Here is a 23,505-nt window from a genome sequence, read left to right on the forward strand (position 1 = left end):
ACGCGCGTGTTGAGATGGTGGACGGTGGTGGAAGCTGATGTTGCCGGTCAGCCAGTGCAACAGACGCAGCGTGCCGAATCAGGACGACGCCTCCATCGACGCCACGGTGGGATCCCAGTCGGAGCGCCGCGCCCAGCGTGCGGTCTCGAAGCGGTGCTACAGCGAGAACAGCCAGACGCCCAAAATCGAGGCGACGACCATGACCGAGAGATGGATCGTGGACGGGATGCGGTCGTGCATCCGACGGAAGGAAGGCCTCGGCAAGAACTTGCAGCGAAGTCCCAGTAGGAAGGTCCATGATGACCGAATGCTTTACAATCCAGTCAATGTCGTTGCGGCAGGTCGCTCACGAAAAAGCTTTTCGACGCTGGTGGAACCTGTCACTCGGCAAGGAGATGCCGCTCGCCGTGGCACTTCTCGTCAGCATCGGGGTGAGCATCGGCTCCTCGGCATTGGACTTGATGGCTTTGTGTAGAGCGGCAGAGCCTGGGGGCTCAGGATTCCCTGCCCGGGCCAGGGACTAAGTCGCTACCTCACGCGGAAGGGTCAATATATGTTCTGTCGGAGCGCTCCCGCGGCGGCGCCTCAATGCGGGTCGAGCTCAATCAGCTCGCCGGTCGTGTAGGGCCGACGTTTGAGCCGCGCTGTCTGCAGCGATGTCCAGTGCTTTCGGCCGGGACTGGGGGGAAATAGAACTGACCTTGCCCCTCACAATGGGGCGTATCGGCACCATCTGCCGGGAGGGCATTCGAGCGACGATCGTTCGACGCACGACACCGGCGACCTGAGGACAAGGAGAAAAGCATGACAACGGGCACAAGCAGCCATTCGTCCACAATGAATCCAGACCGGGAGGATGTTCTCAATGAGATCGCCCGGAAGTGGACTAAATTCTCCAAGCGGGACCTGACCAACATCACCACCAACGATCAGCTCATCGGCGAGATCGTGAAGAAGTACAACATCAAGAAGGAGGCTGCCCAGCGCGAGGTCGACATCCTGATGGACGGACGCAACCTCTCTCCCTGAGAGAAACCGGCGCGTCAAAAAACAGGACGTCCACTCCTATCTCATCGGGACCGGCGGGGCGATGAGCTGACGGCCACACTCAAGGACAGCGGCGACGGCGAGGAGAACGATAAAGGTCTGGCAAGAAGCGCCGCACACCCTGGCTCATGGACGGATTCGACCTCATCTGTGGCGAGCTAGGTCTCGACGCTGCCTGCCCTGTCTGGAGATGGAGCCCATAATGACGCGCATGCGCAGCAGTGAGATCGCGACCACGTTCCGGCATCCCTTCGTTCTTGCTGCCCTGGAAACGACGCAGCCCGCCGGAACCTATCGACTTGTTATCGAGGAAGAGCAGATTCCTGGACTGTCCTTCCTGGCCTGGCGCCGCACGGCGACACTGCTGCATCTGCCCGCCCTCTCGGTGACGGGCGGCCAGCATCAGGTCGTGGCCATCGATCCCGTGGAATGGGCCGCCCTCGTGGAGGCGGATGAACGGGACTAGGACCTATTTTGCCCGTGACGGCCGAAAAGTCGTCGCGATTGGATCATTTCGAACAGACGTCGCTTGTGCGCTGCTTGGGCATCACCATCTCTCTACCAGCTGTTGCATCGCGAGTGCCGAGCGCTCGCCTCCCAACGCCCCGAAAATTTGGAGTGAGATGCCATGAAATTCAGGCCGCTGCACGATCTCGTGCTCATTCGCCGCGTCGGCCCCGAAGGCAAGACGACGGGCGGGATCATCATTCCCGACGCCGCGCAGGAAAAGCCGATGGAGGGCGAGATCGTTGCCGTCGGCCCTGGTGCCCGCGACGACAATGGCGCGGTGGTGCCGCTCGACGTCAAGCCAGGCGACCGCATCCTGTTCGGCAAGTGGTCCGGGTCCGAGATCAAGCTCGATGGCAAAGATCTCCTGATCGTGAGCGAATCGGACATCATGGGCATCATCGACAGCCCGGCCGTCGCCAAGAAGGCGGCGTAAGGCCCTTTCAAGTCTCAAAGCTCAAACAAGGAATAAGAATCATGGCAGCAAAAGAAGTACGATTTGGCGGAGATGCCCGCACCCGCATGATGCGGGGCGTCGATCTCCTGGCCGACTCGGTAAAAGTCACGCTCGGTCCCAAGGGCCGCAACGTCCTGATCGACAAATCCTACGGCGCACCGCGCATCACCAAGGACGGCGTCACCGTCGCCAAGGAGGTCGAGCTTTCAGACAAGTTCGAGAACATGGGCGCTCAGCTTGTGCGAGAGGTGGCGACCCGGACGTCAGAGAGCGCCGGCGATGGCACGACCACGGCGACCGTGCTTGCCCAGGCGATCGTGCGCGAGGGGGCCAAGTCGGTGGCCGCCGGCATGAATCCGATGGACCTCAAGCGCGGCATCGACCTCGCTGCCGAATGGGTGATGGAAGAGCTCAAGAGCCGTTCCAAGAAGGTCTCGACCAGCGCGGAGATCGCCCAGGTCGGTACGGTGTCCGCCAACGGCGACCGGGCCATCGGCGACATGATCGCCAAGGCGATGGACAAGGTTGGCACCGAGGGCGTGATCACGGTCGAGGAGGCCAAGAGCTTCGAGACCGAGCTGGATGTCGTCGAAGGCATGCAGTTCGATCGCGGCTATATCTCGCCGTACTTCATCACCAACGCTGACAAGATGATCTGCGAGCTCGAGAATCCCTACATCCTCATCCACGAGAAGAAGCTATCGGGCCTGCAGGCCCTGCTGCCCCTGCTCGAGGCGGTCGCCCAGTCGGGCCGGCCGCTGTTGATCGTGGCCGAGGACGTCGAAGGCGAGGCGCTGGCGACGCTGGTCGTCAACAAGCTGCGCGGAGGGCTCAAGGTCGCAGCGGTCAAGGCGCCGGGCTTCGGCGACCGCCGCAAGGCCATGCTGGAGGACATCGCCATCCTGACCGCCGGCCAGGAGATCAGCGAGGATCTCGGCATCAAGCTCGAGAATGTGACCCTTGACATGCTGGGCACAGCCAAGAAGGTGCGCATCGACAAGGAAAACACCGTCGTCATCGACGGCGCCGGCAAGAAGAAGGATATCGAGAACCGGGTCGGCCAGCTGAAGGCGCAGATCGAGGAGACGAACTCGGACTACGACCGCGAAAAGCTGCAGGAAAGGCTGGCCAAGCTGGCCGGCGGCGTGGCCATCATCAAGGTGGGCGGCGCCACCGAGATCGAGGTCAAGGAGAAGAAGGACAGGGTCGAGGACGCCATGCATGCGACCAAGGCTGCGGTCGAGGAAGGCGTTGTCGCAGGCGGTGGTGCGGCCCTGCTCTATGCGACCCGCGTCCTGGAAGGCAAGAAGGGTACCAATCATGACCAGCAAGTGGGCATCGAGATCGTGCGCCGTGCCCTCCAGGCGCCGATCCGCCAGATCGCCGAGAACGCCGGCTTCGACGGCGCCGTGGTCGCCGGCCGAATGCTCGACCAGAAGGACAGCAATTTCGGCTTCGACGCCCAGAAGGCCGAGTTCGTCAACATGATCAAGGCCGGCGTCATCGATCCGACGAAGGTCGTCCGCGCAGCGCTTCAGGGCGCGGTGTCGGTGGCCGGATTGCTGATCACGACCGAGGCCATGGTGGCGGAAGCGCCGTCCAGGACCGTGCCACAGGGAATGCCTGGCGGTGGCGATCTGGGCTTCTAAGCCCGGCGCTTCTTGTCCTCGCGGGCAGAGCAGTATCCCACGCCCGCGACGACAGGTGGAACAGGAGGCCTCATGACCTTGCGTCCGGAATACTCCCTCGGTCACTCTCCGTATAACGCGTTTCTGTTCGCCGCCATCGGTGAGGAACAGGTCGGCGGGCCGCTTACGGTTCTTTCCGCGTTGACGCGGCTGGGCTTCGACCCGTGGCAGGAAGCCGCCCGATTGGCGGGCCTGCCCCGAGAGACAGCGGCTCGGGTCTTCGCCGTGACGATTGCGATGCTTCCCGAAGGAGACTGGAAGGCATCGGAATCGGAGGCCATCGCCGCGCGTCTGGTAAACTGGCTGCCGGGGCAAGTCCCGCAGGCCATTCCCCTACTGCAAGGCGAATATGTCGACAACAAGAGAACGAAGTTAAGAATTGCGACAGCGCTGGCCTGGGGCGTGCTTGCCGCCGCCCTGCTCTTTTTTACCCTGCATCTCTTCAGCAAAAACAATTTCGCATTTGGCCACGAGGCCGGCGTGTCGATACATGGTTAGAGGGCCGTCAGTCACTTGTCCCCAGCAACGTCGAAATTTAGGAAAGACGAAGAGAGAAAGTAGACGCCGTCCCGCTATTGACCGCCCCGGTGCTATTAACGTGGTGCACCGTCGTGACATCTTTGGAGTCATCACGGACGATCGTTTCTTCCCTTCACCGCAGCTGGCCTTCCATGCCGCCGAAAAAGTGGCGGCCGACTCGGCATCGGATGGCGATTTAGCCAGTATCCCGCCGCGCGGCAAACGATGCTTTTCGCTAACATCGATCCGCTTCCGAACACTGTGCTGCCGCCATGGAATGGCATCCGGTCATGAGTGGAGAGCCGACGGCTACGAGCAGATGATGATAGGGCATTCTCAGGTCCTTGACATCAGATTGCAGCCATCTTCCGAGTGAGCGTACGCCCGTCAGGGACCCGCCAAAGCCAGTGCCGTCCGCATGAATGACGGCCCCGCTTGCATTGCCCGGATCAGGCTCTAGTCTTACTGAGTCAGAAAGCCACAGGGCGTGCGCGGCGGAGATTGGCGTAGCTTTTGGCGATTCGTTCAGGAAGGAGAGCTTGAATGGATCGCCGGTCAGCGGGCAGCGAGGCGCGATTTGCAGCCTACGTTGATGATCTTGTTGGGGTGATCGGTCACGCGGACCGTGCCAAGCCGCTGCGGGACTACTGCACGGGGCTGTTGATGCCCTGCGAGCGCAAGAGTGTGGAGCCGCTGGCGGCGGTGACTGCGCCGGAGCGGACGGCAGCGCAGCATCAGTCGCTTTTGCATTTTGTCGGCGAGGGCGGCTGGTCGGACGAGAAGGTCCTGGCCAAGGTGCGGACCATAGTGCTGCCCGTGATCGAGCGTGCGGGACCGATCGAGGCCTGGATCATCGATGACACGAGCTTTCCCAAGAAGGGCATGCACTCGGTGGGAGTGGCGCGGCAGTATTGCGGACAACTTGGCAAGCAGGACAATTGCCAAGTCGCCGTATCATTGTCGCTGGCCAACGCCCATGCCAGCCTGCCGGTGGCTTATCGGCTTTACCTGCCGGAGGCCTGGGCCGGCGATCCCGTGCGTCGCAAGAAGGCGGGCGTGCCGACAGAGATCGGCTTTCAGACCAAGATCGAGATCGCGCTCGATCAGATTCGTGCGGCCTGCGCGGCGGGCTTGCCACGCGGAGCGGTGCTGATGGATGCGGGCTACGGTACCCACATCGCGCTGCGCACGGCTCTCAGGGCGCTCGAGCTGTCCTATGTTGCCGGCATTCTGTCGAGCACCACGGTATGGGCGCCGGGCACGAGTCCTCTGCCGCCCAAGCCTTATGTGCCTGGCCGCGGACGGCCCACCAAGCGGCTGCGCCGCGATGCCGAGCACCGACCGGTCAAGGTCAGGGACCTGGCCTTCGGCCTTCCGACCAAGGCCTGGAAAACGATCACCTGGCGCGAAGGCACGAATGTGCCGCTCAAATCGCGCTTTGCCCGGCTGCGCATTCGCATCGCCCATCGGGACTTCAATCGCAGCGAGCCCTGGCCGGAAGAATGGCTTCTGATCGAATGGCCCAAAGGCGAGAAGGAGCCGACCAAATACTGGCTCTCGAGCCTGCCTTCCGACATCGGCTTTGCCCGTCTCGTCGAGCTCGCCAAGCTGCGCTGGCGCATCGAGCGTGACTACCAGGACCTCAAGCAGGAAGTCGGCCTCGGGCATTTTGAAGGGCGAGGCTGGCGCGGCTTCCACCATCACGCCACGCTCTGCATCGCCGCTTACGGATACCTGATCTCCGAGCGGGAGACGATTCCCCCCTCAGGACTGCGTTCCTCCACGGCTTTCCAAGCGCCTCGCCTTCCCGACAATTATCGACCCCGCGGATCCGCCGCTTAGAACCGAGCGTCACATTCCCAACTCGATCACGACCTTGCGGCGAAGACTGGCCGCAGCGATTGTCCGGCGCCTCGTACGATGTCCGTGCTGCGCAATAACCATCAAACAAACATCAACGACCCGGAACTTGTGACGCAGTAAGACTAGAACCGTGGCTCCCCAGACTGAGCAAAGTGCTTGCTTCAGAACCGTGGCCCAGGATCGCGCTGAATCATCAGTCTTCCTCCCGACGTCGGTCCATCTCGCGAGGATACTGGACCGGGCCGAACAACCACGCGTCTCGGTCGGCTGGCTGATGCAGCAGCTTGGGGAGCGTTCGTTCGGCCTGACCCTCTTTATGATGGCCGTTATCGCGTTCATTCCCGGCGCCTCCACCGTCATGGGCGTGCTGATTGCCTGGCCCGCGGTCCAGATGATGCTCGGTCACGACGTCGCCGCTCTGCCGCGCCTGATTGTGCGCAAGCAAATCGGCGTCGAGAGGCTGGCGCGGATCATTGGCATCGTCGCACCTCGGCTCGAGTGGATCGAACGGCTGGTGCGCCCGCGCTGGCGCACTCCCTTCGAAACCACCAAACGGCTGACGGGCGCCGTGATGCTCCTGTTGGGCCTCTCGTTGATCTCCCCTGTGCCTTTCAGCCACATCCTTCCGGCGCTGGTCATCATGCTGCTGGCGTTGGCCTACCTGGAAGAGGATGGGGTCGCGCTCGTGGTCGCCCTGATTGCCGCGCTCGCCTCGCTTGCGGCCACCGGGGCGATGCTGTGGGGCACGGTGGAAACCATCGACTGGATCGATCCCGCGACACCAGGCTGAAGCACGCTCGGCACTCGCGTTAGGACGTCACCTGAACCTCGACCGACATACCCTGGTAGGCATCGCTTGTGCCGACAAATGTCCCGGTCATCGGCATCACCTGGTCGATGATGCGGCCGACCGCGACCGGAATAAGATCATGGCCGCCGACCGCGCGGTTGGTCGGATCAAAGGTGATCCAGCCTGCGCCCGGCAGGAATATCTCCGCCCAGGCATGCGTCGAGCCTCCCTCGGAGGTGGCGGCAGCGAGCGGGCGATCGGGATTGTACAGGTAGCCCGAGATCAGGCGCGCTCCGAAACCCAAGGTGCGTGCCGCCTCGGCAAACAGCACGGCGATATCGCGGCACGACCCCCAACCGCGGCCGAGCGTCTGCACCGGAGATTGGGTGCCCTCTTGGTCGCGACTTTGGTAGGAGATCGCTGCCGCGACGCCAGCAGCCAGGTCCTTCAGAAGCGCCAGCGTATCGGTCCCCTGGCTGCGCACGAAGCCCCGCGCCCAATCAGCCAGCCTCGCCGGCGGATCGGGATAATGCGGCTGCGCCAGCGCGCCGAGGTCGGTCCTCTCGTCGTCGGAATAGTCGAACGGATAGCGGATGGCCGAGGCCGCGATATCGAACACCGGCCACGGCCCGGCGGCGAGCTCGACGACGGCCAGGCTTTCGATCGTCAGCTGCTCGGTCAGATCGGAGAAATTCGCCGTGGCGACAGCGTTGCTGAATACGTCATTGGTCCATGACAGCGTTGCCGCAGGCAACATGTCGAGCTGGGAGGAAAGCAGACGCAGGTCGTGGCCTTCGCGTGGCCGCAACATTAAGCGGTGCGGCCCCAGCTGCACCAGCTCGCGATAACGATAGGTCGTCTTGTGGCGGATGCTGAGCACGGTCATTGGAGACTCCCGGCGGCAACTCGAGGCCCGGGCTGCGGAGTCGGGCGCCTGCTGATCCCGACTGCGAACTCGTGCAGCTTGGCCACGCCAAGCCGGACCTCGTGGCGTGAGGACCATGAACGGACGGTCCGCCTGAGTCACGTCCAGGCTGGCAGTCCCTCCCGAGTTCCATCAGCTCGCCACTGGACGTGCGCCCACCTGTACCGTGTACGGATCTTTTAGCATCGCAAACCAAGCGTCGGCTTGCGATGGCTGAGAGGTCCGTGCACTCCCGCCCCAATTCGCGAGGTCACCGATGCGCGGCTGGCTCGCCCCGCCCGTTCTGTTTCCGCTTTTTTCTCATCCTGTTGATCGTCGGCTACGCAATCCTGCGGGCGCCGACATGACGGCCGCACGCCGGCCGTGAAAGGATCTGCCATGCAAGTTCCAGCCAACACAAGGCCCATTCTATGGGGTGCCGTCGGCGGCGCCGTGCTCTGTGCGATCGTCGGCTTCACCTGGGGAGGCTGAGTGACTGGTGGCAGTGCCCGCCAGCAGGCGGTTGGCTCGGCCCGCGACGCTGTCGTCGCGGTACTGGCGCCGATCTGCGCCGAACGGTTCCGCGCCCAGGCCGACGGCGCGGCGCAGGTTGCGGCGCTCGCCAAGTCGAGTTCATGGGAGCGCGGCGCGATCGTCGAAAAGAGCCGGTTTGCACTCATGCCCGGCAGCAAGACGACCGATTCCGACGTGGCACGCGCCTGTGGAGGGATGCTGGCGACTCCAGCAGCTACCAAAAGCTGACGCTGCTCCGGACGGAGCGGCCTCGGCGCCCGGCGCCGCCGCTAAATGGCTATCCCGCGCTGTGGGGTTGGCCACCTTTTGGCGGTCGCTGCTCGGAGGCTTTCCCTTCCCAGATCCGCGGCAGGCAATCCCTGTTCCCAGACTTGGGATTCCCTGTTCGAAATCTCCCCGCAAGTGCCAGAAAGGCCCGGAAAATCGACCTCGGAGTAGGTTCGTGTGGGCTAGGACACCTACGATTCGATGGAATTCCCTGCTATTTTCCCTGTTACGGGCAACGGCGCCGGAGAATAGTTCGTGGCAGACTGCGCCCACCGCCAATCCACTCTCGGAAATGCCACGACACGATGGAGCGGGTACGCGAGGTCAGAAGCCTCGTCATGGACATCCTCTCCGACTGCAACGACAACGACGACCCGCTCCATCGGGTCGACTGTCACCCGACCGTTTGGCGGCCGTGATCCGCGAAGTCGAGTGCCACTGATCAAGATGCGGTCTCGTCGGGAGAGCTGAGCAGGCCGGATGCTAGTCCGCCTCCAACGTTCGCCTGAGTTGCTAATCTGATAGTTGATCGCGCGCCGGGGTCGTGTCCCGGATGGTGGTGTAGCTGGGGAGAGCAAGGCCGCGAGCGAGCGCGCTGTTTGATGGCGCCGTAGCGAGGGAGCGGCCTTGCGGGGGTCACCGGCGATTTCCGGTTAGGGTTTGGTTGCGAGCTCCAACCTGCACGCGAGGAACCACCGATGACCGAAGAGATGATGGACCTGCGTTCGCTTGTCGAGAAGGCCCCTGACGCTGACGTTCTGCGCGAGATGATCGCCTTTGCTGCCGAGCGCCTGATGGAGATCGAGGTCGGTGCGCTGACCGGCGCCGCCCATGGCGAGAAGAGCGCCACGCGACTGGCCCAGCGCAACGGCTATCGCGACCGGGATTGGGAGACGCGGGCCGGCACGGTGGAGCTGCGCATCCCCAAGCTGCGCCGCGGCAGCTACTTCCCCAGCTTCCTCGAGCCGCGCCGCATGGCCGAGAAGGCCCTGACCGCGGTGATCCAGGAGGCCTACATCCAAGGCGTCTCCACCCGATCGGTCGACGACCTGGTCAAGGCCTTGGGCATGAGCGGCATCTCCAAGAGCCAGGTCAGCCGGCTGTGCGAGGAGATCGACCAGCGGGTGAAGGCCTTCCTCGACCGGCCGATCGAGGGCGACTGGCCCTATCTGTGGATCGACGCCACCTACGTGAAGGTGCGCCAGGCCGGCCGCATCGTCTCGGTCGCCGTCATCGTCGCCGTCGGCGTCAACGCCGACGGCCGGCGCGAGGTGCTGGGCATGGATATCGGCCCGTCCGAAGCCGAGACCTTCTGGACGGCGTTCCTCAGGAAGCTGACGCGCCGCGGCTTGCGCGGCGTCAAGCTGGTCATCTCCGACGCCCATGAAGGTATCAAGGCAGCGATCTCCAAGATCCTCACCGCCACCTGGCAGCGCTGCCGCGTCCACTTCATGCGCAACGCCTTGGCGCATGCCGGCCGAAGCGGACGCCGCGTGGTCTCGGCCTTCATCGCCACCGCCTTCGCCCAGGACGATGCCGAGCAGGCGCGTGCGCAGTGGCGGCGTGTCGCCGATCAGCTCCGACCCAAGGTCCCCAAGCTGGCTACCCTGATGGACGAGGCAGAGCCCGATGTGCTCGCCTACATGAGCTTCCCGGCACAGCACCGGGTCAAGCTGCACTCGATCAACCCCCTGGAGCGCCTCAACGGCGAGATCAAGCGCCGCACCGAGGTCGTCGGCATCTTCCCCAATGAAGCGGCCATCGTTCGACTCGTCGGGGCCATCCTGCTCGAGCAGAACGACGAGTGGGCCGTCCAGCGCTCCCGCTACATCACGCTGGAAAGCATCGCCCCCGTAAGCGATGATCCTCTCGTCGGGCTGCCTGCTGTGGCTGCCTGATCGATCCGGCTCACGCCGAAGATCGCTGTGCTGACTCAGCGCCAGCTACACCACGTCTCGGGGCACGATCCGCGCCGGGGACTGGCCGATCCTTGCATGGTCACGGAGAGGAAGCGCCATGGCCATTCCAGCGTACCATGAATTGATGCTGCCATTGTTGAGGCACGCGGGGGATGGAGCGGAGCATCGCTTGCCACTAATTGCGCCTCTCGTCGCACGGGACGCAGGCCTCACGCCCAAAGACCTTGCGGAAGTTCTGGCCTCGGGCCAGAACCGCTATCGCAATCGCTTGGCATGGGCAAAGGTGTACCTGTCGCGAGCCGGGGCCTTGGAGCCAGTGCAGCGTGGCAGCTTTCGGATTACGGAGCGCGGCAAGCAGTTGCTTGCAGCCAGTCCCGCGGGAATTACCCTCGATACGCTCAAGCAATATCCCGAGTTCAACACCTTCCTCAACAAGACCGCACCAGAAGGAGAAAACAAAACTACCGGTTTTGGGGAGGCGGGTGACAAGGACGACACGCCGGAAGAGACCCTGGAAGCCGCGTATGCGTCAGTCCGTGCAGCGCTCGGTCAGCAAGTGCTTGCGGCTGTAATGGCAGCGACACCTTCATTCTTTGAAAACCTGGTCTTGGACTTGATGTTGGCGATGGGCTACGGCGGATCGCGCGTGGATGCCGCTAGCAACATCGCGAAATCGGGCGACGGTGGCATTGACGGCATCATCAGCGAAGACCGCTTGGGGCTGGACTTCATCTACCTTCAGGCGAAGCGCTGGACCAACTCGGTCGGTAGCGACGAGGTCCGCAACTTTTCCGGAAGCCTCGACGCTCACGGTGCCCAGAAAGGTGTCTTCATCACGACGTCGACGTTCACCGCCAGCGCCTTGAAATACGTCCGAGACGTGAAACACAAGAAGATTGTCCTGATCGATGGCGAGCGGCTCGCTGCGCTGATGATGGACTTCAACGTTGGCGTGGCGCCCGCGAAGACTTTCGAGGTCAAGCGGATGGACTTGGAATACTTCGAGGAAGAGACTGCCTGACGCAGGCCGCGCGGCGTTAGCCGCAGTCCCCGACTGGGAGACTGAAGAGGCGTTACGATATCCCCGTCTCAACTGCGACTGTCGGGAAGCGTACCTACAAAAGACGCCAAATGACCCGGCCGCACCGGAGGACAGGGGCTAGCATCCATCATGAGGGTTCCATGCTTTGTCTTGACGCCCGACCGGCACGGACCGGCACTCAACGTGGTCGGCACGCAAGTCACCGTGCTGGCTTCCAACGCCGCGACGCAAAACTATGGGATCACGCTGCAGCGGGGTGACGAGGGCACCGGGCCGCCTCCTCACAGTCACGACTGGGACGAGGCGTTCTACGTGCTGAGCGGCGAGATCCGGTTTCTTTGTGACGGACAGGTCCATATGTGCCTGCCCGGCACGCTGGTTCACATCCCTCATGGAACAGTGCACGGATTCCAGTACGGCAAGGGTGGAGGCCAGATGCTGGAGATTACCGGGGCGAACGCCCGGGCGGCCCAGATGTTCGCCGCCGTCGATCGGGCCATCCCGCCGGGCCCGCCAGACATTCCGAGGCTGTTGCACGTGCTCGAGCAGAACGGGGTCACCGTAGCCGGTCCCACCTGAGGATTTCCGGCCAAGAAGCGGGCCGCCGTCACCGTCGCTCCACCGGCAAGGAACCTTGCCTGTGGCCGGTCGTTCGATCTTGCGACCGCTCTTGCCGAAGAGGTTTCCATGTCGCTCGCTTCGCCGACGATCCGTCTGCTGATGGCCCTGGCTCTCGCCGCGCCTGTCGCGGCCTGCGACGTGTTCCAGGGCAAGCAGAACGTGGCCGAATACGCCGACGATTCCGCCATCACCAACAGCATCCGCGCCAAGTTCGTGGAGGATCCGATGGTTCATTTCGGCGACGTCGGCGTGACCACGCTGAACGGCAATGTCCGGCTGACCGGGCAGGTCAATTCGGAGCGCGAACGCCAGCAGGCGGCCCGTATCGCCCGCGGCGTGAAGGGCGTGCGCAGCGTCAGCAACGAGATCGCCATCCGCTGAGTTCCGTGGCGGACCGAACAGCTCGACCGTATCCGCTTTCAGGCTGGAGGCGAGAAGCGCACGTTTTGCGATATCTCGCGACCGGGATCTGATCCGGGCACCGGCCCCCGAAAACGCTGCGGCAGTCCGTCGCGTCGGCGGCTCGCCCTGCACGTCATCGGCAGAGTCGGTTGCCGCGGCTGGTCGGAAGCCCGACAATGCGCATAACGGACGGCAAAGTCCGGCAATGCAGGGTGGAAGCGCCACTTGCCAGCGCGAAGAACGATCGAATGTCGGGCCGGTCGCCGCAGCCGGCGAGGGCGACCGGACGGCCGAGCAGCTCGGCGCCGATGAGCATTTCCGAACCCTTCATTCGCCGGCCGATCGCCACTTCCCTGCTGATGCTCGGCGTCTTCGTGTTCGGCATCGCGGCCTATCGACTGTTGCCGGTCGCCTCGCTGCCGAATGTCGACTACCCGACGATCACCGTCTCCGCCGATCTGCCGGGGGCGAGCCCGGAGACGATTGCCTCGGCGGTCGCGACCCCGCTCGAGCAGCAGTTCAGCTCGGTTCCGGGGCTCACGGAGATGACCTCGCTGTCGGGCGTCGGGACGACGACGATCACCCTGCAGTTCGATCTCGCGACCGACATCAACGGCGCCGCGCAGGACGTGCAGACCGCGATCAATGCGGCGAGCGGCCTGCTGCCCAAGGATCTGCCGAGCCCCCCGACCTACCGCAAGGTCAACCCGGGCAATTTCCCCATCCTGATCTATGCCGTCCATTCGGATGCCCTGCCCGCCTACAAGGTCGACGAATATGCCTCGACGGTGCTGGCCCAACCGCTGTCCATGGTGCCGGGCGTCGGCGGCGTCTTCATCTTCGGGCAGGAGAAGTACGCGGTGCGCGTCGAGGTCAATCCGATGGCGCTCGCCGTCCGCCATCTCGGGCTCGAGTCGGTGCGCACCGCGCTCTCCAACGCCACCGTCGATCTGCCGAAAGGCGAGATCATCGGCCGGGGACGTGCCGTCAGCATCGACAGCAACGATCAGCTCACAGATGCGGCGCCTTATCGCGATCTGATCATCGCCTATCGGCAGGGCCGGCCGATCTACCTCAAGGACGTCGCCGAGGTCGTCGATTCCGTCGAGAACTCGCAGGTCGGCGCCTGGTACGACAACAGGCCGGCCGAAGGGCTGGCCATCGAACGCGCCCCCGGGGCCAACACCCTCGCGGTCATCCAGCAGGTGAAGGCGCTCATGCCGAGCTTGCAGCAATCGCTGCCGCCTTCGGTCAAGGTCGAGCTGATGTCCGACCGTTCCGAACTGACGCGTGCGGCCATTACCGATGTCCAGTACACGATGCTGTTGACGATCGGCCTCGTCGTCGTCGTCATCTTCGTGTTCCTGCGCAGCCTGTGGGCGACGCTGATCCCGAGCCTCGTCGTGCCGCTGTCGCTGCTCGCCACCTTCGCGGTCATGTACGTGGCGGCCTACACGCTCGACAACATCTCGCTGATGGGCCTGACCATCGCGGTCGGCTTCCTGATCGACGACGCCATCGTCATGATCGAGAACATCGTCCGCCACATCGAGGCGGGCGAGCGGCCGATGCTCGCCGCCCTCAAGGGCGCCGGGGAGATCGGCTTCACCATCGTCTCGATCACCTTCTCGCTGATCGCGGTGTTCATTCCGATCTTTTTCATGGGCGGGATCGTCGGCCGGCTGTTCCACGAGTTCGCCGCAACCGTGGCCCTCGCCGTGTTGGCTTCGGCCTTCTTCTCGCTGACCTTGACGCCGGTCCTGTGCTCGCTGTTCCTCAAGCCGGCCGCCGAACGGCACAAGAACCGGCTCAACGAGGGTGTCGAGCGGGCGTTCGCCACGGTTCTACGCAGCTACGATCGCGGCCTCGACTTCGTCTTCCGCCATCGCTTCGCGACACTCGTCGTAACGCTCCTGCTGGCCGGCGCGACCGGCTATCTCTACGTCGCAATACCCAAGGGCTTCGTGCCGCAACAGGATACCGGGCTGTTCTTCGGCATAGTGGAGACGCGCCAGGACTCGTCGTTCGATCGCACCGTGCAGGCGGCCCGCCAGATTCTCCATATCATCGATCATGATGCGGGAGTGGCCGGCGTCTTCCTGCACGCCGGCTCCTACTCCTACAATCCGGGCGAGAACACCGGGCATATTTTCGGCCAGCTCAAGCCTTATGCTGCACGCGATCCGGCCGAGACCATCCTCCAGCGCATCAAGGACAGGGCGGACTCCGTCATCGGCGCCAAATTGTACATGCAGGTTCCGCAGAACATCCGGATCGGCGCGCGGCTGGCGCGCACCGAATACCAATACACGCTGACCGATACGAATATCGAGGAGCTCAATCACTGGGCGCCGATCCTGGAACGGGCAATGGAGAAGCTGCCCGAGTTGCAGGACGTCGCCTCCGATCAGCAGATCGCCGCGCCGCACATCGATGTCGTGGTCGATCGCCGGCAAGCCGAGCGGCTCGGACTCTCGGCCGCCCTGATCGACCAGACCCTCTACGACGCCTTCGGCCAGCGCCAGGTGGCGACGATCTACGGGGCGACCAGTCAGAGCAAGGTCGTGCTCGAGGTGGCGCCGCAATTCAGCGCCGACCCGACCGTGCTGCAAAAGCTGTTCGTGGCGGCGCCGGATGGCACCGAAGTGCCACTGGCGGCGGTCGCCCACTTCACGTCGCGGGTGGAGCCGCTGACGATCAGCCACCAGGGCGTGTTTCCGGCGGTGACGCTCTCCTTCAATCTCGCTCCCGGCGTGGCGCTCGGCCCGGCGGTGACGGCCGTCGACCGGATGGCCGCCCGGCTCGGCGCGCCGGCCACCCTGCACGGCTCCTTCGAAGGCACGGCGAAGGCGTTCCAGACCTCGCTCGCTTCGATGCCGCTGCTGCTTGGGGCGGCCATTCTCGTCGTCTACATCGTGCTGGGGATCCTCTACGAGAGCTACATCCACCCGGTCACGATCCTGTCCGCCTTGCCGGCGGCCGGGGTCGGCGCGCTGATCATGCTGTGGGTTTGCCACTACGATCTGTCGGTAATCGCGATCATCGGCATCGTGCTGTTGATCGGCATCGTCAAGAAGAACGCGATCATGATGATCGACTTCGCGCTGTCGGCCCAGCGCGGCGGCAAGAGCCCGCAAGCGGCGATCCGCGCGGCGTGCCTGTTGCGCTTCCGGCCGATCATGATGACGACCTTCGCGGCACTGTTCGGCAGCCTGCCGATCGCCTTCGGCCAGGGCGCCGGCTCCGAATTGCGCCAGCCGATGGGCATCGCCTTCATCGGCGGGCTCCTCGTGTCGCAGTGGCTGACGCTGTTCACGACGCCGGTCATCTATCTCTATCTCGATCGGCTCGCCGCACGGCTCGGCCGAGCCTACCGGCTGCCGCGACTGGCCGAAGCGCTGGGCGAGGTATCCAAGGGAGACTAGCGGCAGACCCTCGCCGAGGCCTATGGCGGGCCGAACAGCTTGGCCATGCCCGCCTTCGGGCTGGAAGCACGAAGCGCGCCTCTTACGATGTCCCACAGCCCTTCATAGGCGATGTACAGGGGGTTGTCGGGCCGTGAGCGCGCATGCACGAGGCCGTAGCGGATCGCAACGTCCGGCCGCTCGGGCTGGTAGGTGCCGAAGAGATGATCCCAGATCATGAGCGTGCCGCCGTAGTTCTTGTCGATGTATTCGGGGTTGCTGGCGTGATGCACCCGGTGCGCCGACGGCGTGTTGACGAACCATTCGACCCAGCGCACGTGCGGCACCAGCTCGGTATGAACGAAGAACTGATAGGCGAGATCGGCCGAGACCATGCCATAGACCCAGACGGGGTCGAAGCCCAGCCAGACGATCGGCAGATAGAACAGGAACAGGCCGGACAGGATCGGTGTCCAGGCGAGGCGAAACGCCGTGGTGGCGAGCATCTTCTCGCTGCTGTGATGCACGCTGTGCGAGGCCCACAGGAAATTGATGCGGTGCGAGCAGCGATGCTCGACATAGAAGCCGAGGTCGACCAGCACGAATAGCAGGACCAGGTTCGGCCAGTCGCCGAACGACACCGGGATGGTGGCGAGCCGGTGCTCGTAGACAAAGGCGGCGAACACGCCCAGGACGATGCCATGGGTGGCTGCCTGGGCGACGATGTGGCCGACGGTCATCACCACCGACACCGAGGCGTTCTTCCAGGGATAGGTGCCATCCCGGCGCATGAGGAAGAAGGCTTCGACAACGACGACGATGGCGAATACGCCGAGCGCGATCATCGTCGGCGCATACCGTCCGGCGTCTCCCGCAATTTGCGTGAAGCTAAGGTAGAACTCCATTGGCCATCCCCCGTGCGGTTCGGACACCGCCGCCAATCGACCCCGCCGACATCATAGCGGAACCGGCGTTTCACGACAGCAGGGCTCGCGCCGGAGGTGTCGGCGCGATATTGCTCACCGGTTGCGACAGTGCGGCCGGGCGACGGCTCGGCTAGCATGGCCCATATCGCCGGCGAACAGGCCGGTCCCCGGACCGACCAGGGGAAACGCGATGAAGCGTCCCGGCCTTGCTCTCGTTCTGTTCACTGTCGCCGTCCTGGCGGGCTGCGCGAATTGCCAGTCCTGCAGGCAGATCCCGGGATGGGATGGTCGCTACGCCAACTACTACAGGGGTCCGACAGGGGAAGGCGGACTTGGCCTGCCGATCACACCGTATGTTCCCCGGTAACGCCCATGAATTCTAGCCCTGCTTGCGCAGATCCTCGAGGAGCCGAGCCATACGAGCCTTTCGTTGCGCGGCGACGACGGCCTGCTCGAGGCTCTCCTGCAGCCGGATCAGCCGCAGGTAAACCGCGGCCCAGAGCGGGACGATGACAAGGCAAGGAGTCGGCAAGACGAGGAGATAAAAGACCAGGATCTGCGACGAGAACGGCCGCACGCACAGGGAAAAGAAACACGACAGAACCGCCGTCGAGACGATTGCGAGCAACGTCATGGTCGCGACCCGCAGGATGCCTTTGGCGATGCGGCGCGTTACCTCATAGGTGAACCAGCCGGCGATCAGACCGGACACGCCGATCTGGAGACCGAGCAGGGTGGCGCGCGAGATCCACCGCAGGCTTTCCAGAAAATACGGGACCGCCTGCAAGGCGACTCCAAGCCAAGGCGCTGCGGCGATGAGCAGAAGCCCGCCCAGCCCCACGCCAAATCCGAATCCGTTCTTGCCTGAAGTCATGGCGACGCGCCGCGCTCAACCGGCTATGACGCCCCATGGCGGCAGAAGCCCGCAAGCGCTCCGATCTACAGCCCGATAAACCTAGAACGGCTGAAGCCGGCGATGGTGTGACCGTTGGCCCCTACTCGATCTAATACATGTGCCCCGCGCTGCCCGATGCCGGTGCATGGCCGCGACCGCCAGTCCTGTCCGAAACGACTACCCTTGTGGAGGAAAGCGCTCGAAGGCAGGCAGTTCGTGCGCGCGCTCCATCCAGCGGATCCGTTCGGCGACCTGGATGTGAGCCTGTGGCGGAACAATGCCGGGATCGTCATAAGTCGCGCTCTGGACATCGATCCTGCCCGGCAGCATTTCCGAATTGACATAGAAGAGCCCGGTGCCGCAGTCGGGGCAGAAATGGCGCCGGCCATGCCCGGAGGATGCGTAGACCCTGGGCGCACCCTTCGTCACCCTGACGGCGCCTAGCGGGTACATCGTCCAGCCGACCATCGGCGCCCCGGCATGGCGCCGGCAGTCCGTGCAGTGACAAAGCGCATGCGTCAGCGCCTCGCCCTCGATCTCGTAGCGGATCGCGCCGCAGTGGCAGCCGCCGGTGATCATGCTCTCCCTCCTCTCTCGCGAGGCATCCGCGCTTCGCGCCTCTCGCGATACTGACTGCGGCCGAGCAGAGAATGCTCGTTTGCCCCGCAAGGCGTCGTCAAGGGCCGCCCATGGCTTGCGTCGCTTTGCGCCTCACGAGGAGCGCCGCCGCCTCCGGACATAGACGAATACGGCGACGGCGATCGCCAGCACGACGAGCCACAGGATCTCGGTCGAACCGTCGCCGTTGTCGGGCGAGAGGCCGAAGAGTCGCTCGATGAAGTCCATCTCGCCCTCCTTGTCGATCAGGCCGTGGCCACGTGCCGGATGCGCGCCTTGACCAGCGCGGCGTTGAGCTCGGCGACGTCGCGCGCGGCGATCGCCTCGAACTTCGCCACCTCGCTGTCGACCCTGGCCATGACCTCGCGCGACACTTCGACGGTCTGGCTGGTCGGCGGCCGGTCGGCGGTGGTCGCCATGGCGACCATGTCGAACAGCGTGTCGTTGAGGCCGGCCGGGTTGCGCAGCACGTCGCGCACCGATTTGCGCTCGGGGTCGACCATCACGCGCTCGATGTCGGAAAGCTTCCGGCCGATCGCCAGGGCCCTGGTCCTGAGGGCGCGCTCGCCCCGGCCGAGACGACCCGCGGTTTCACCGAGCTGACGCTTCACGCTGCGCAGGCGGTTGACGGCCTGCTTGAGCTTCGAGAGCGAGGCCACCAGGGCGCGGTGAAGCTCGAACTGCGCGGCGTACTCGGCGTCGGTGGTCGAAAGGCGCGGGTCCTTGACGACGGTGAAGGTCGCGGAATGGAGGTTGGTTTTGGTCCTGCCCTTGCTGTCGCGGCCGACGGCCAGTTCCACGCGATAGAGGCCGGGGATGGCCGTCGGGCCGGGCGGATTGTCGGGATCGGGGATCAGCGGCCTGGGCCGGGGCGGCGCCAGGCTGTAGTCGAGCCGGGTCGGCCCGGGATATTTCATGTCCCACACGAACCGGTTCAGCCCCGGCTTGGCGGTCGGCCGTCGCGCCGGCGGGATCGATTCGTCGTCGCTCCTATAGTCGATGATCTTGCGGCCTGCCGAATCGCGGAAGGTGAGTGTCACCGGTCCCTGAGCCTTCTCGGCCAGCCAGTACCAGACGATGGCGCCGTTGGGCGGGTTCTCGCCGACGTCGAGATGCTCGCGCACCCGCGTGCCGTCGGGCCGCTCGACCATCACCGTGCTGCCGTCGATGCCGAAGGCGGGACCGTAGGCGATGCCGGTGCGCACATTGGCGCCGGCGCTCCAGTGCAGCTTGGTGCGAATTGCGGTGCGCGGCGCGAAGAGCCGCGTCGACCGGCGACCGTTCACGAGACCGCGCAGCGCCGTCACGTCGTCGAGGATCCAGAACGAGCGGCCGTGCGTTGCGGCCACGAGGTCCGTGTCCTTGAGCTTGAGATCGTAGACCGGCACGACCGGCAGGCCGCCGCCCATGCGTGCCCAGTGCGCGCCATCGTCGAGGCTGAAAAAGATCCCCGTCTCGGTACCGACGTAGAGCAGGCCCCGGGCGACCGGATCGGCGCGCACGACACGCGTGATCTCGCCGGATGGCAGATCGCCCGCGATCGACTTCCAGCTTCGCCCGCCGTCGCCGCTCTTGAAGAGATAGGGCTTGTAGTCGGCGAGCTTGTAGCGCGTGGCGGCGACATAGATCGTGTCGGGATCGTGGGCGGAGAGCTCGACCGTGCCGATATAGGCGAGCTCGGGCATCGCCTTCGGCGTCACGTTCTGCCATGTCTTGCCGGCGTCGCGCGTGACATGGACCAGGCCGTCGTCGGTCGAGGCCCAGATCTCGTCGCGCCGGTGCGGCGATTCCACCACGCAGGCGCAGGTCGCGTGGACCTCGGCGCCGGCGCTCTCGCGCGTGATCGGGCCGCCGGACGCACCCTGGCGCTTGCGCTCGTTCAGGCTGAGGTCGGGCGAGATCCGCTGCCAGCTCATGCCCTCGTCGCGGCTGCGGAACACGCAGTTACCGCCGGCGTAGAGCGTGCCGGGATCGTGCGGCGAGAACACGATCGGGAAGGTCCAGGCGAAGCGGTACTTGAGATCCTCCGGGGCGATGCCGGTCGATTCCTCGGGCCACACGTTGACGAGCTGGATCTGGCGCGTGCGGTGGTCGTAGCGCTGCAGCGCGCCGGCGCCGCCCGGGCTCGAGCCGATGGCGCCGACATAGACGACGTTGTGGTCGCGCGGATCGACGGCGATGAAGCCGCTTTCGCCGGTGCCGGGATAGGAGCAGTCGGCGAGCGTGATGACGCCCCATTCGGACGCGCTCGGCACCGAGATCGACGTGTTGTCCTGCTGGGTGCCGTAGACGCGATAGGGATACTGGTTGTCGATGTCGAGGCGGTAGAACTGCGCCGTCTTCTGGTTGTAGATCGTCGACCACGAGGCGCCGCTGTTGAACGACACGTGGGCGCCCCCGTCGTTGCCCTCGATCATGCGCTGCGGGTCGCGGGGATCGATCCAGAGGTCGTGGTTGTCGCCGTGCCGGGTCGAAACCTCGGCGAAGGTCGTGCCGCCGTCGGTCGACTTCCACATCTGGAGGTTGGTGACGTAGACGGTGTCGGCGTGGCCGGGGTCGGCGAAAACGTGGGTGTAGTACCAGGGCCGGTGCATCAGGTCGCGGTTGGGCGACACCATGGTCCAGCGCATGCCGAAGTCGTCGGAGCGGTAGAGCCCGGTCTTGTCGCCCTCGGCCTCGACCAGCGCCCACACGCGGCCGGCGCGCGCCGGAGAGACCGAGACGCCGATCTTGCCCAGCAGCCCCTCGGGCAGGCCGGGCCGGCGCGAGATCTCCTCCCACGTGTCGCCGCCGTCGGTGCTGCGGAAGAGGCCGCTGCCCGGGCCGCCGCTCGATATGTTCCAGAAGTTGCGCCGCGCCTCCCAGATCGAGGCGAACAGGAGGCGCGGGTTGGCGGGATCCATCGTGAGGTCGATCGCGCCGGCGACGTCGCTGCGGTGGAGGATCCTCTCCCAGTGCGCGCCGCCGTCCCTGGAGCGATAGACGCCGCGCTCGGCGTTGGGGCCGAACACGTCGCCCAGCACCGCCGCATAGACGAGATCGGGATTCTGCGGATGGATGCAGAGGCGGCCGACGAACTTGCTGTTCCCGAGGCCGACATGCCGCCAGGTACGGCCGGCGTCGGTCGATTTGTAGATGCCGTCGCCGTAGGAGACGTCGAGGCGGATCGCGGTCTCGCCGGTGCCGGCATAGATGACGTTGGGGTCCGAAGGCGCCACCGCGATCGACCCGACCGCCGCGCTGCCCATGAAGCCGTCCGACACGCAGCGCCAGAACACGCCGCCGTCCTCGGTCTTCCAGATGCCGCCCGCGCAGGCGCCGAAATAGAAGACCATCCTGTTCATCGGATCACCCGCGACGGCGACGACGCGGCCGCCGCGCGGCGGCCCGATGCAGCGCCACTTCAAGGCGTCCCAGTCCGGTGCGGCCGCCTCGGCGGATTTGCGGCCCGGATTAGAGGGGGCAGGTCTTTTCACGTGCGTATCGGCCCAAACGTTAGGCCGGTTTTGCACGGCAACGCAATCGTTGCAGCGTTTTCTGCTCCGTTTCCTGTGGATGCCGTCGCTTCGCTATCGGTCGATCATCCATGCTGCAACGCCGTCGAGCAGCGCCGCCAGGACCTCCTTGTCGGAACGGCCGCTCCGCGCTGGAACGTGAAACGAGTGATCGGCATCGGGCGCGAGGATCAGCTTGGCGCGCGGGCAGAGCGCGTCGATGGTCCGTTTCAGCAGCGGCAAGTCCGCCAGTGTGTCCCGCGTGCCTTGCAGGAACAACATCGGCAGCGCGATTTCGGCGAGATGCTCGGCGCGACCGGTCGACGGCTTGCCGGCAGGATGGAGCGGAAAGGCGAAGAACACGAGGCCGCGCACGCCCGGCAGCGGCCGGGCGGCCTGGGCTTGCGAGGTCATGCGGCCGCCGAACGAGCGCCCGCCGGCGAACAGGGGAAGCGGGCCAGCGAGTGTCGCGGCTCGCGCACAGGCCGCGCGCACGGCGGCGTGGGCGATGGCGGGTGGATCGGGACGCCGCGATCCGCGCTCCATGTAGGGGAACTGGAAGCGCAGCGTCGCGACAGCGCGCGCGGCGAGGCCGTCGGCCAGCGCCGCCATCGACTTGTGCGTCATGCCCGCGCCGGCGCCGTGGGCCAGCGCCAGGCAGGCACGCGCCCGCGGCGGCCGCAGCCACAGGCCGGAGACGCCCGCGCCTTCGGGCAGCTCGATGGTCACGTCCTTCGCCGTCATGCTAGGCTCGCCGCAAGTTCGGAAATCCGGAGGCCTGCCGTGAACCATAGCATGAGCCTGTCGCAGCGCGCCGACGCGCTGGAAGCGAAGATGGCGCAGGAGCTCGACTACGTCGTCGTCAAGTCGCGCCTGCATGCCCTGGCCGACGGCGAGACCGGCCCGGCGCCGAGCCCGGGCGCGCTCTTGAAGGCAAGACCCGGAGCGCGCCTGCTGATGGGCGACGATCCGCGCCTGCCCGCGATGCCGGAGAAGCCGACCCTGATGGATTTCTTCAAGCTCCGCTTCGGGCCAAGCATGCACCTCCTGCAGAGCGCGCGGCACGCGGTGACGGCCGGCCTGCCGGAGAAGATGGTGCTGGCCTGCCTGCTGCACGACATCGCGGTCGTGGGCTTCATCCGCGGCGACCACGGCTACTGGGGCGCCCAGCTCGTCGAGCCCTATGTCGACGAGGAGGTGGCCTGGGCGATCCGCGCCCACCAGGTGCTGCGCTTCTATGCCGACGAATCGGTGGGCTATGCCTATCCCCAGTCGTACGTCGCCTGGTTCGGCGAGGACTACCGGCCCGATCCCTATGTCGACGCGGAGTACAAACGGCTGCGGAATCACAAATGGTACATGTCGGGCCGGATGATCACCGTGCACGACATCTACTCGTTCGATCCCGATCTCAAGGTGGAGCTGGAGGAGTTCACCGACGTGATCGGCCGCCACTTCCGCCAGCCCGCCGAGGGCCTGGGCTTCGACAACAGCCCTGTCGCCCACATGTGGCGCTCGATCATCCGCCCGTCGAAGTACCTGTAGGTTCCGAATATCCTGTGCCATCCCGAGCGAAAGCGAGGGGTCCTCGGCCAGCGCCGGGAAAGA

The 23,505-nt window shown here is 65.0% G+C and carries 22 protein-coding genes; 15 read left to right on the forward strand and 7 right to left on the reverse strand.

Going from position 1 to position 23,505, the window contains the following annotated elements; all coding sequences use genetic code 11:
* The first annotated feature begins 37 nt into the window (after window positions 1-37).
* The 8 genes from OJF58_RS05600 (at window position 38) to OJF58_RS05635 (ending at window position 6,871) form a co-directional block, all read left to right on the forward strand.
* A complete protein-coding gene (locus tag OJF58_RS05600) occupies window positions 38-475 on the forward strand; it encodes a hypothetical protein (RefSeq protein WP_300782413.1) in 438 nt (145 codons plus the stop codon).
* Between the two features lie 329 nt (window positions 476-804).
* Window positions 805-1,029: a hypothetical protein gene (locus tag OJF58_RS05605; RefSeq protein WP_300782414.1), complete on the forward strand. Its 225-nt coding sequence runs from the start codon at window positions 805-807 to the stop codon at window positions 1,027-1,029.
* Window positions 1,030-1,249: 220 nt separating this feature from the next.
* Window positions 1,250-1,513, forward strand: coding sequence for a hypothetical protein (locus tag OJF58_RS05610; protein ID WP_300782416.1), 264 nt, complete (start codon window positions 1,250-1,252; stop codon window positions 1,511-1,513).
* A gap of 162 nt (window positions 1,514-1,675) precedes the next feature.
* Window positions 1,676-1,990, forward strand: a complete 315-nt coding sequence (locus OJF58_RS05615; RefSeq protein WP_300782417.1) for a co-chaperone GroES — start codon at window positions 1,676-1,678, stop codon at window positions 1,988-1,990.
* Window positions 1,991-2,031: 41 nt separating this feature from the next.
* Window positions 2,032-3,660 (forward strand): chaperonin GroEL, encoded by a 1,629-nt coding sequence (gene groL, locus OJF58_RS05620; protein WP_300782420.1) that lies wholly within the window; start codon window positions 2,032-2,034, stop codon window positions 3,658-3,660.
* 72 nt (window positions 3,661-3,732) lie between these two features.
* Window positions 3,733-4,197: a hypothetical protein gene (locus OJF58_RS05625; protein WP_300782422.1), complete on the forward strand. Its 465-nt coding sequence runs from the start codon at window positions 3,733-3,735 to the stop codon at window positions 4,195-4,197.
* A 564-nt stretch (window positions 4,198-4,761) separates the two neighbouring features.
* Window positions 4,762-6,060 carry an IS701 family transposase gene (locus tag OJF58_RS05630; protein ID WP_300779852.1) on the forward strand — a complete coding sequence of 433 codons (1,299 nt, stop codon included), beginning with the start codon at window positions 4,762-4,764 and terminating at the stop codon, window positions 6,058-6,060.
* A gap of 190 nt (window positions 6,061-6,250) precedes the next feature.
* A complete protein-coding gene (locus tag OJF58_RS05635; protein WP_300782424.1) occupies window positions 6,251-6,871 on the forward strand; it encodes an exopolysaccharide biosynthesis protein in 621 nt (206 codons plus the stop codon).
* Between the two features lie 19 nt (window positions 6,872-6,890).
* On the opposite strand, the gene OJF58_RS05640 is transcribed toward OJF58_RS05635, so the two are convergent.
* Entirely contained in the window at window positions 6,891-7,757 is an 867-nt protein-coding gene (locus OJF58_RS05640) for a transglutaminase family protein (protein WP_300782426.1), read from the reverse strand.
* 510 nt (window positions 7,758-8,267) lie between these two features.
* On the opposite strand from OJF58_RS05640, the gene OJF58_RS05645 reads away from it, so the two are divergent.
* From OJF58_RS05645 to OJF58_RS05670, 6 genes are all read left to right on the forward strand, one after another.
* On the forward strand, window positions 8,268-8,537 hold the full coding sequence (locus OJF58_RS05645) for a hypothetical protein (protein ID WP_300782428.1): 270 nt from the start codon (window positions 8,268-8,270) through the stop codon (window positions 8,535-8,537).
* Window positions 8,538-9,274: 737 nt separating this feature from the next.
* Window positions 9,275-10,474 (forward strand): IS256 family transposase, encoded by a 1,200-nt coding sequence (locus tag OJF58_RS05650; protein ID WP_300779380.1) that lies wholly within the window; start codon window positions 9,275-9,277, stop codon window positions 10,472-10,474.
* A 118-nt stretch (window positions 10,475-10,592) separates the two neighbouring features.
* Complete coding sequence (locus tag OJF58_RS05655; protein WP_300782431.1) at window positions 10,593-11,516, forward strand: restriction endonuclease; 924 nt, start codon at window positions 10,593-10,595, stop codon at window positions 11,514-11,516.
* 150 nt (window positions 11,517-11,666) lie between these two features.
* The gene (locus OJF58_RS05660) at window positions 11,667-12,116 is read left to right on the forward strand and encodes a cupin domain-containing protein (protein ID WP_300782434.1); all 450 of its coding nucleotides are present in this window, start codon (window positions 11,667-11,669) and stop codon (window positions 12,114-12,116) included.
* A gap of 108 nt (window positions 12,117-12,224) precedes the next feature.
* On the forward strand, window positions 12,225-12,539 hold the full coding sequence (locus OJF58_RS05665) for a BON domain-containing protein (RefSeq protein ID WP_300782436.1): 315 nt from the start codon (window positions 12,225-12,227) through the stop codon (window positions 12,537-12,539).
* A 329-nt stretch (window positions 12,540-12,868) separates the two neighbouring features.
* Window positions 12,869-15,985 carry an efflux RND transporter permease subunit gene (locus OJF58_RS05670; RefSeq protein WP_300782438.1) on the forward strand — a complete coding sequence of 1,039 codons (3,117 nt, stop codon included), beginning with the start codon at window positions 12,869-12,871 and terminating at the stop codon, window positions 15,983-15,985.
* Window positions 15,986-16,005: 20 nt separating this feature from the next.
* On the opposite strand, the gene OJF58_RS05675 is transcribed toward OJF58_RS05670, so the two are convergent.
* The 6 genes from OJF58_RS05675 to OJF58_RS05700 all read right to left on the reverse strand — a co-directional run bounded on the left by OJF58_RS05675 (window position 16,006) and on the right by OJF58_RS05700 (window position 22,641).
* Window positions 16,006-16,869, reverse strand: coding sequence for a sterol desaturase family protein (locus tag OJF58_RS05675; protein ID WP_300782441.1), 864 nt, complete (start codon window positions 16,867-16,869; stop codon window positions 16,006-16,008).
* Between the two features lie 400 nt (window positions 16,870-17,269).
* Window positions 17,270-17,764 carry a hypothetical protein gene (locus tag OJF58_RS05680; protein ID WP_300782443.1) on the reverse strand — a complete coding sequence of 165 codons (495 nt, stop codon included), beginning with the start codon at window positions 17,762-17,764 and terminating at the stop codon, window positions 17,270-17,272.
* A gap of 198 nt (window positions 17,765-17,962) precedes the next feature.
* Window positions 17,963-18,364: a GFA family protein gene (locus OJF58_RS05685; RefSeq protein WP_300782445.1), complete on the reverse strand. Its 402-nt coding sequence runs from the start codon at window positions 18,362-18,364 to the stop codon at window positions 17,963-17,965.
* Window positions 18,365-18,496: 132 nt separating this feature from the next.
* Window positions 18,497-18,631 (reverse strand): hypothetical protein, encoded by a 135-nt coding sequence (locus tag OJF58_RS05690; protein WP_300782450.1) that lies wholly within the window; start codon window positions 18,629-18,631, stop codon window positions 18,497-18,499.
* A 17-nt stretch (window positions 18,632-18,648) separates the two neighbouring features.
* Window positions 18,649-21,879, reverse strand: coding sequence for a hypothetical protein (locus OJF58_RS05695; protein ID WP_300782451.1), 3,231 nt, complete (start codon window positions 21,877-21,879; stop codon window positions 18,649-18,651).
* Between the two features lie 93 nt (window positions 21,880-21,972).
* Complete coding sequence (locus tag OJF58_RS05700; protein ID WP_300782454.1) at window positions 21,973-22,641, reverse strand: alpha/beta family hydrolase; 669 nt, start codon at window positions 22,639-22,641, stop codon at window positions 21,973-21,975.
* A 39-nt stretch (window positions 22,642-22,680) separates the two neighbouring features.
* On the opposite strand from OJF58_RS05700, the gene OJF58_RS05705 reads away from it, so the two are divergent.
* Window positions 22,681-23,442, forward strand: a complete 762-nt coding sequence (locus OJF58_RS05705; RefSeq protein ID WP_300782456.1) for an HD domain-containing protein — start codon at window positions 22,681-22,683, stop codon at window positions 23,440-23,442.
* Window positions 23,443-23,505 lie beyond the last annotated feature (63 nt).

Source organism: Enhydrobacter sp. (genome assembly GCF_030246845.1).
In the GTDB taxonomy this organism is placed as follows: domain Bacteria; phylum Pseudomonadota; class Alphaproteobacteria; order Reyranellales; family Reyranellaceae; genus Reyranella.

Excerpts from the sequence above, each read along its gene's own strand:
- OJF58_RS05600 (WP_300782413.1), top strand. The coding sequence starts at position 38 with ATGTTGCCGGTCAGCCAGTGCAACAGACGCAGCGTGCCGAATCAGGAC.
- OJF58_RS05605 (WP_300782414.1), top strand. The coding sequence starts at position 805 with ATGACAACGGGCACAAGCAGCCATTCGTCCACAATGAATCCAGACCGG.
- OJF58_RS05610 (WP_300782416.1), top strand. The coding sequence starts at position 1,250 with ATGACGCGCATGCGCAGCAGTGAGATCGCGACCACGTTCCGGCATCCC.
- OJF58_RS05615 (WP_300782417.1), top strand. The coding sequence starts at position 1,676 with ATGAAATTCAGGCCGCTGCACGATCTCGTGCTCATTCGCCGCGTCGGC.
- groL (WP_300782420.1), top strand. The coding sequence starts at position 2,032 with ATGGCAGCAAAAGAAGTACGATTTGGCGGAGATGCCCGCACCCGCATG.
- OJF58_RS05625 (WP_300782422.1), top strand. The coding sequence starts at position 3,733 with ATGACCTTGCGTCCGGAATACTCCCTCGGTCACTCTCCGTATAACGCG.
- OJF58_RS05630 (WP_300779852.1), top strand. The coding sequence starts at position 4,762 with ATGGATCGCCGGTCAGCGGGCAGCGAGGCGCGATTTGCAGCCTACGTT.
- OJF58_RS05640 (WP_300782426.1), bottom strand. The coding sequence starts at position 7,757 with ATGACCGTGCTCAGCATCCGCCACAAGACGACCTATCGTTATCGCGAG.
- OJF58_RS05650 (WP_300779380.1), top strand. The coding sequence starts at position 9,275 with ATGACCGAAGAGATGATGGACCTGCGTTCGCTTGTCGAGAAGGCCCCT.
- OJF58_RS05655 (WP_300782431.1), top strand. The coding sequence starts at position 10,593 with ATGGCCATTCCAGCGTACCATGAATTGATGCTGCCATTGTTGAGGCAC.
- OJF58_RS05660 (WP_300782434.1), top strand. The coding sequence starts at position 11,667 with ATGAGGGTTCCATGCTTTGTCTTGACGCCCGACCGGCACGGACCGGCA.
- OJF58_RS05665 (WP_300782436.1), top strand. The coding sequence starts at position 12,225 with ATGTCGCTCGCTTCGCCGACGATCCGTCTGCTGATGGCCCTGGCTCTC.
- OJF58_RS05670 (WP_300782438.1), top strand. The coding sequence starts at position 12,869 with ATGAGCATTTCCGAACCCTTCATTCGCCGGCCGATCGCCACTTCCCTG.
- OJF58_RS05675 (WP_300782441.1), bottom strand. The coding sequence starts at position 16,869 with ATGGAGTTCTACCTTAGCTTCACGCAAATTGCGGGAGACGCCGGACGG.
- OJF58_RS05680 (WP_300782443.1), bottom strand. The coding sequence starts at position 17,764 with ATGACTTCAGGCAAGAACGGATTCGGATTTGGCGTGGGGCTGGGCGGG.
- OJF58_RS05685 (WP_300782445.1), bottom strand. The coding sequence starts at position 18,364 with ATGATCACCGGCGGCTGCCACTGCGGCGCGATCCGCTACGAGATCGAG.
- OJF58_RS05690 (WP_300782450.1), bottom strand. The coding sequence starts at position 18,631 with ATGGACTTCATCGAGCGACTCTTCGGCCTCTCGCCCGACAACGGCGAC.
- OJF58_RS05700 (WP_300782454.1), bottom strand. The coding sequence starts at position 22,641 with ATGACGGCGAAGGACGTGACCATCGAGCTGCCCGAAGGCGCGGGCGTC.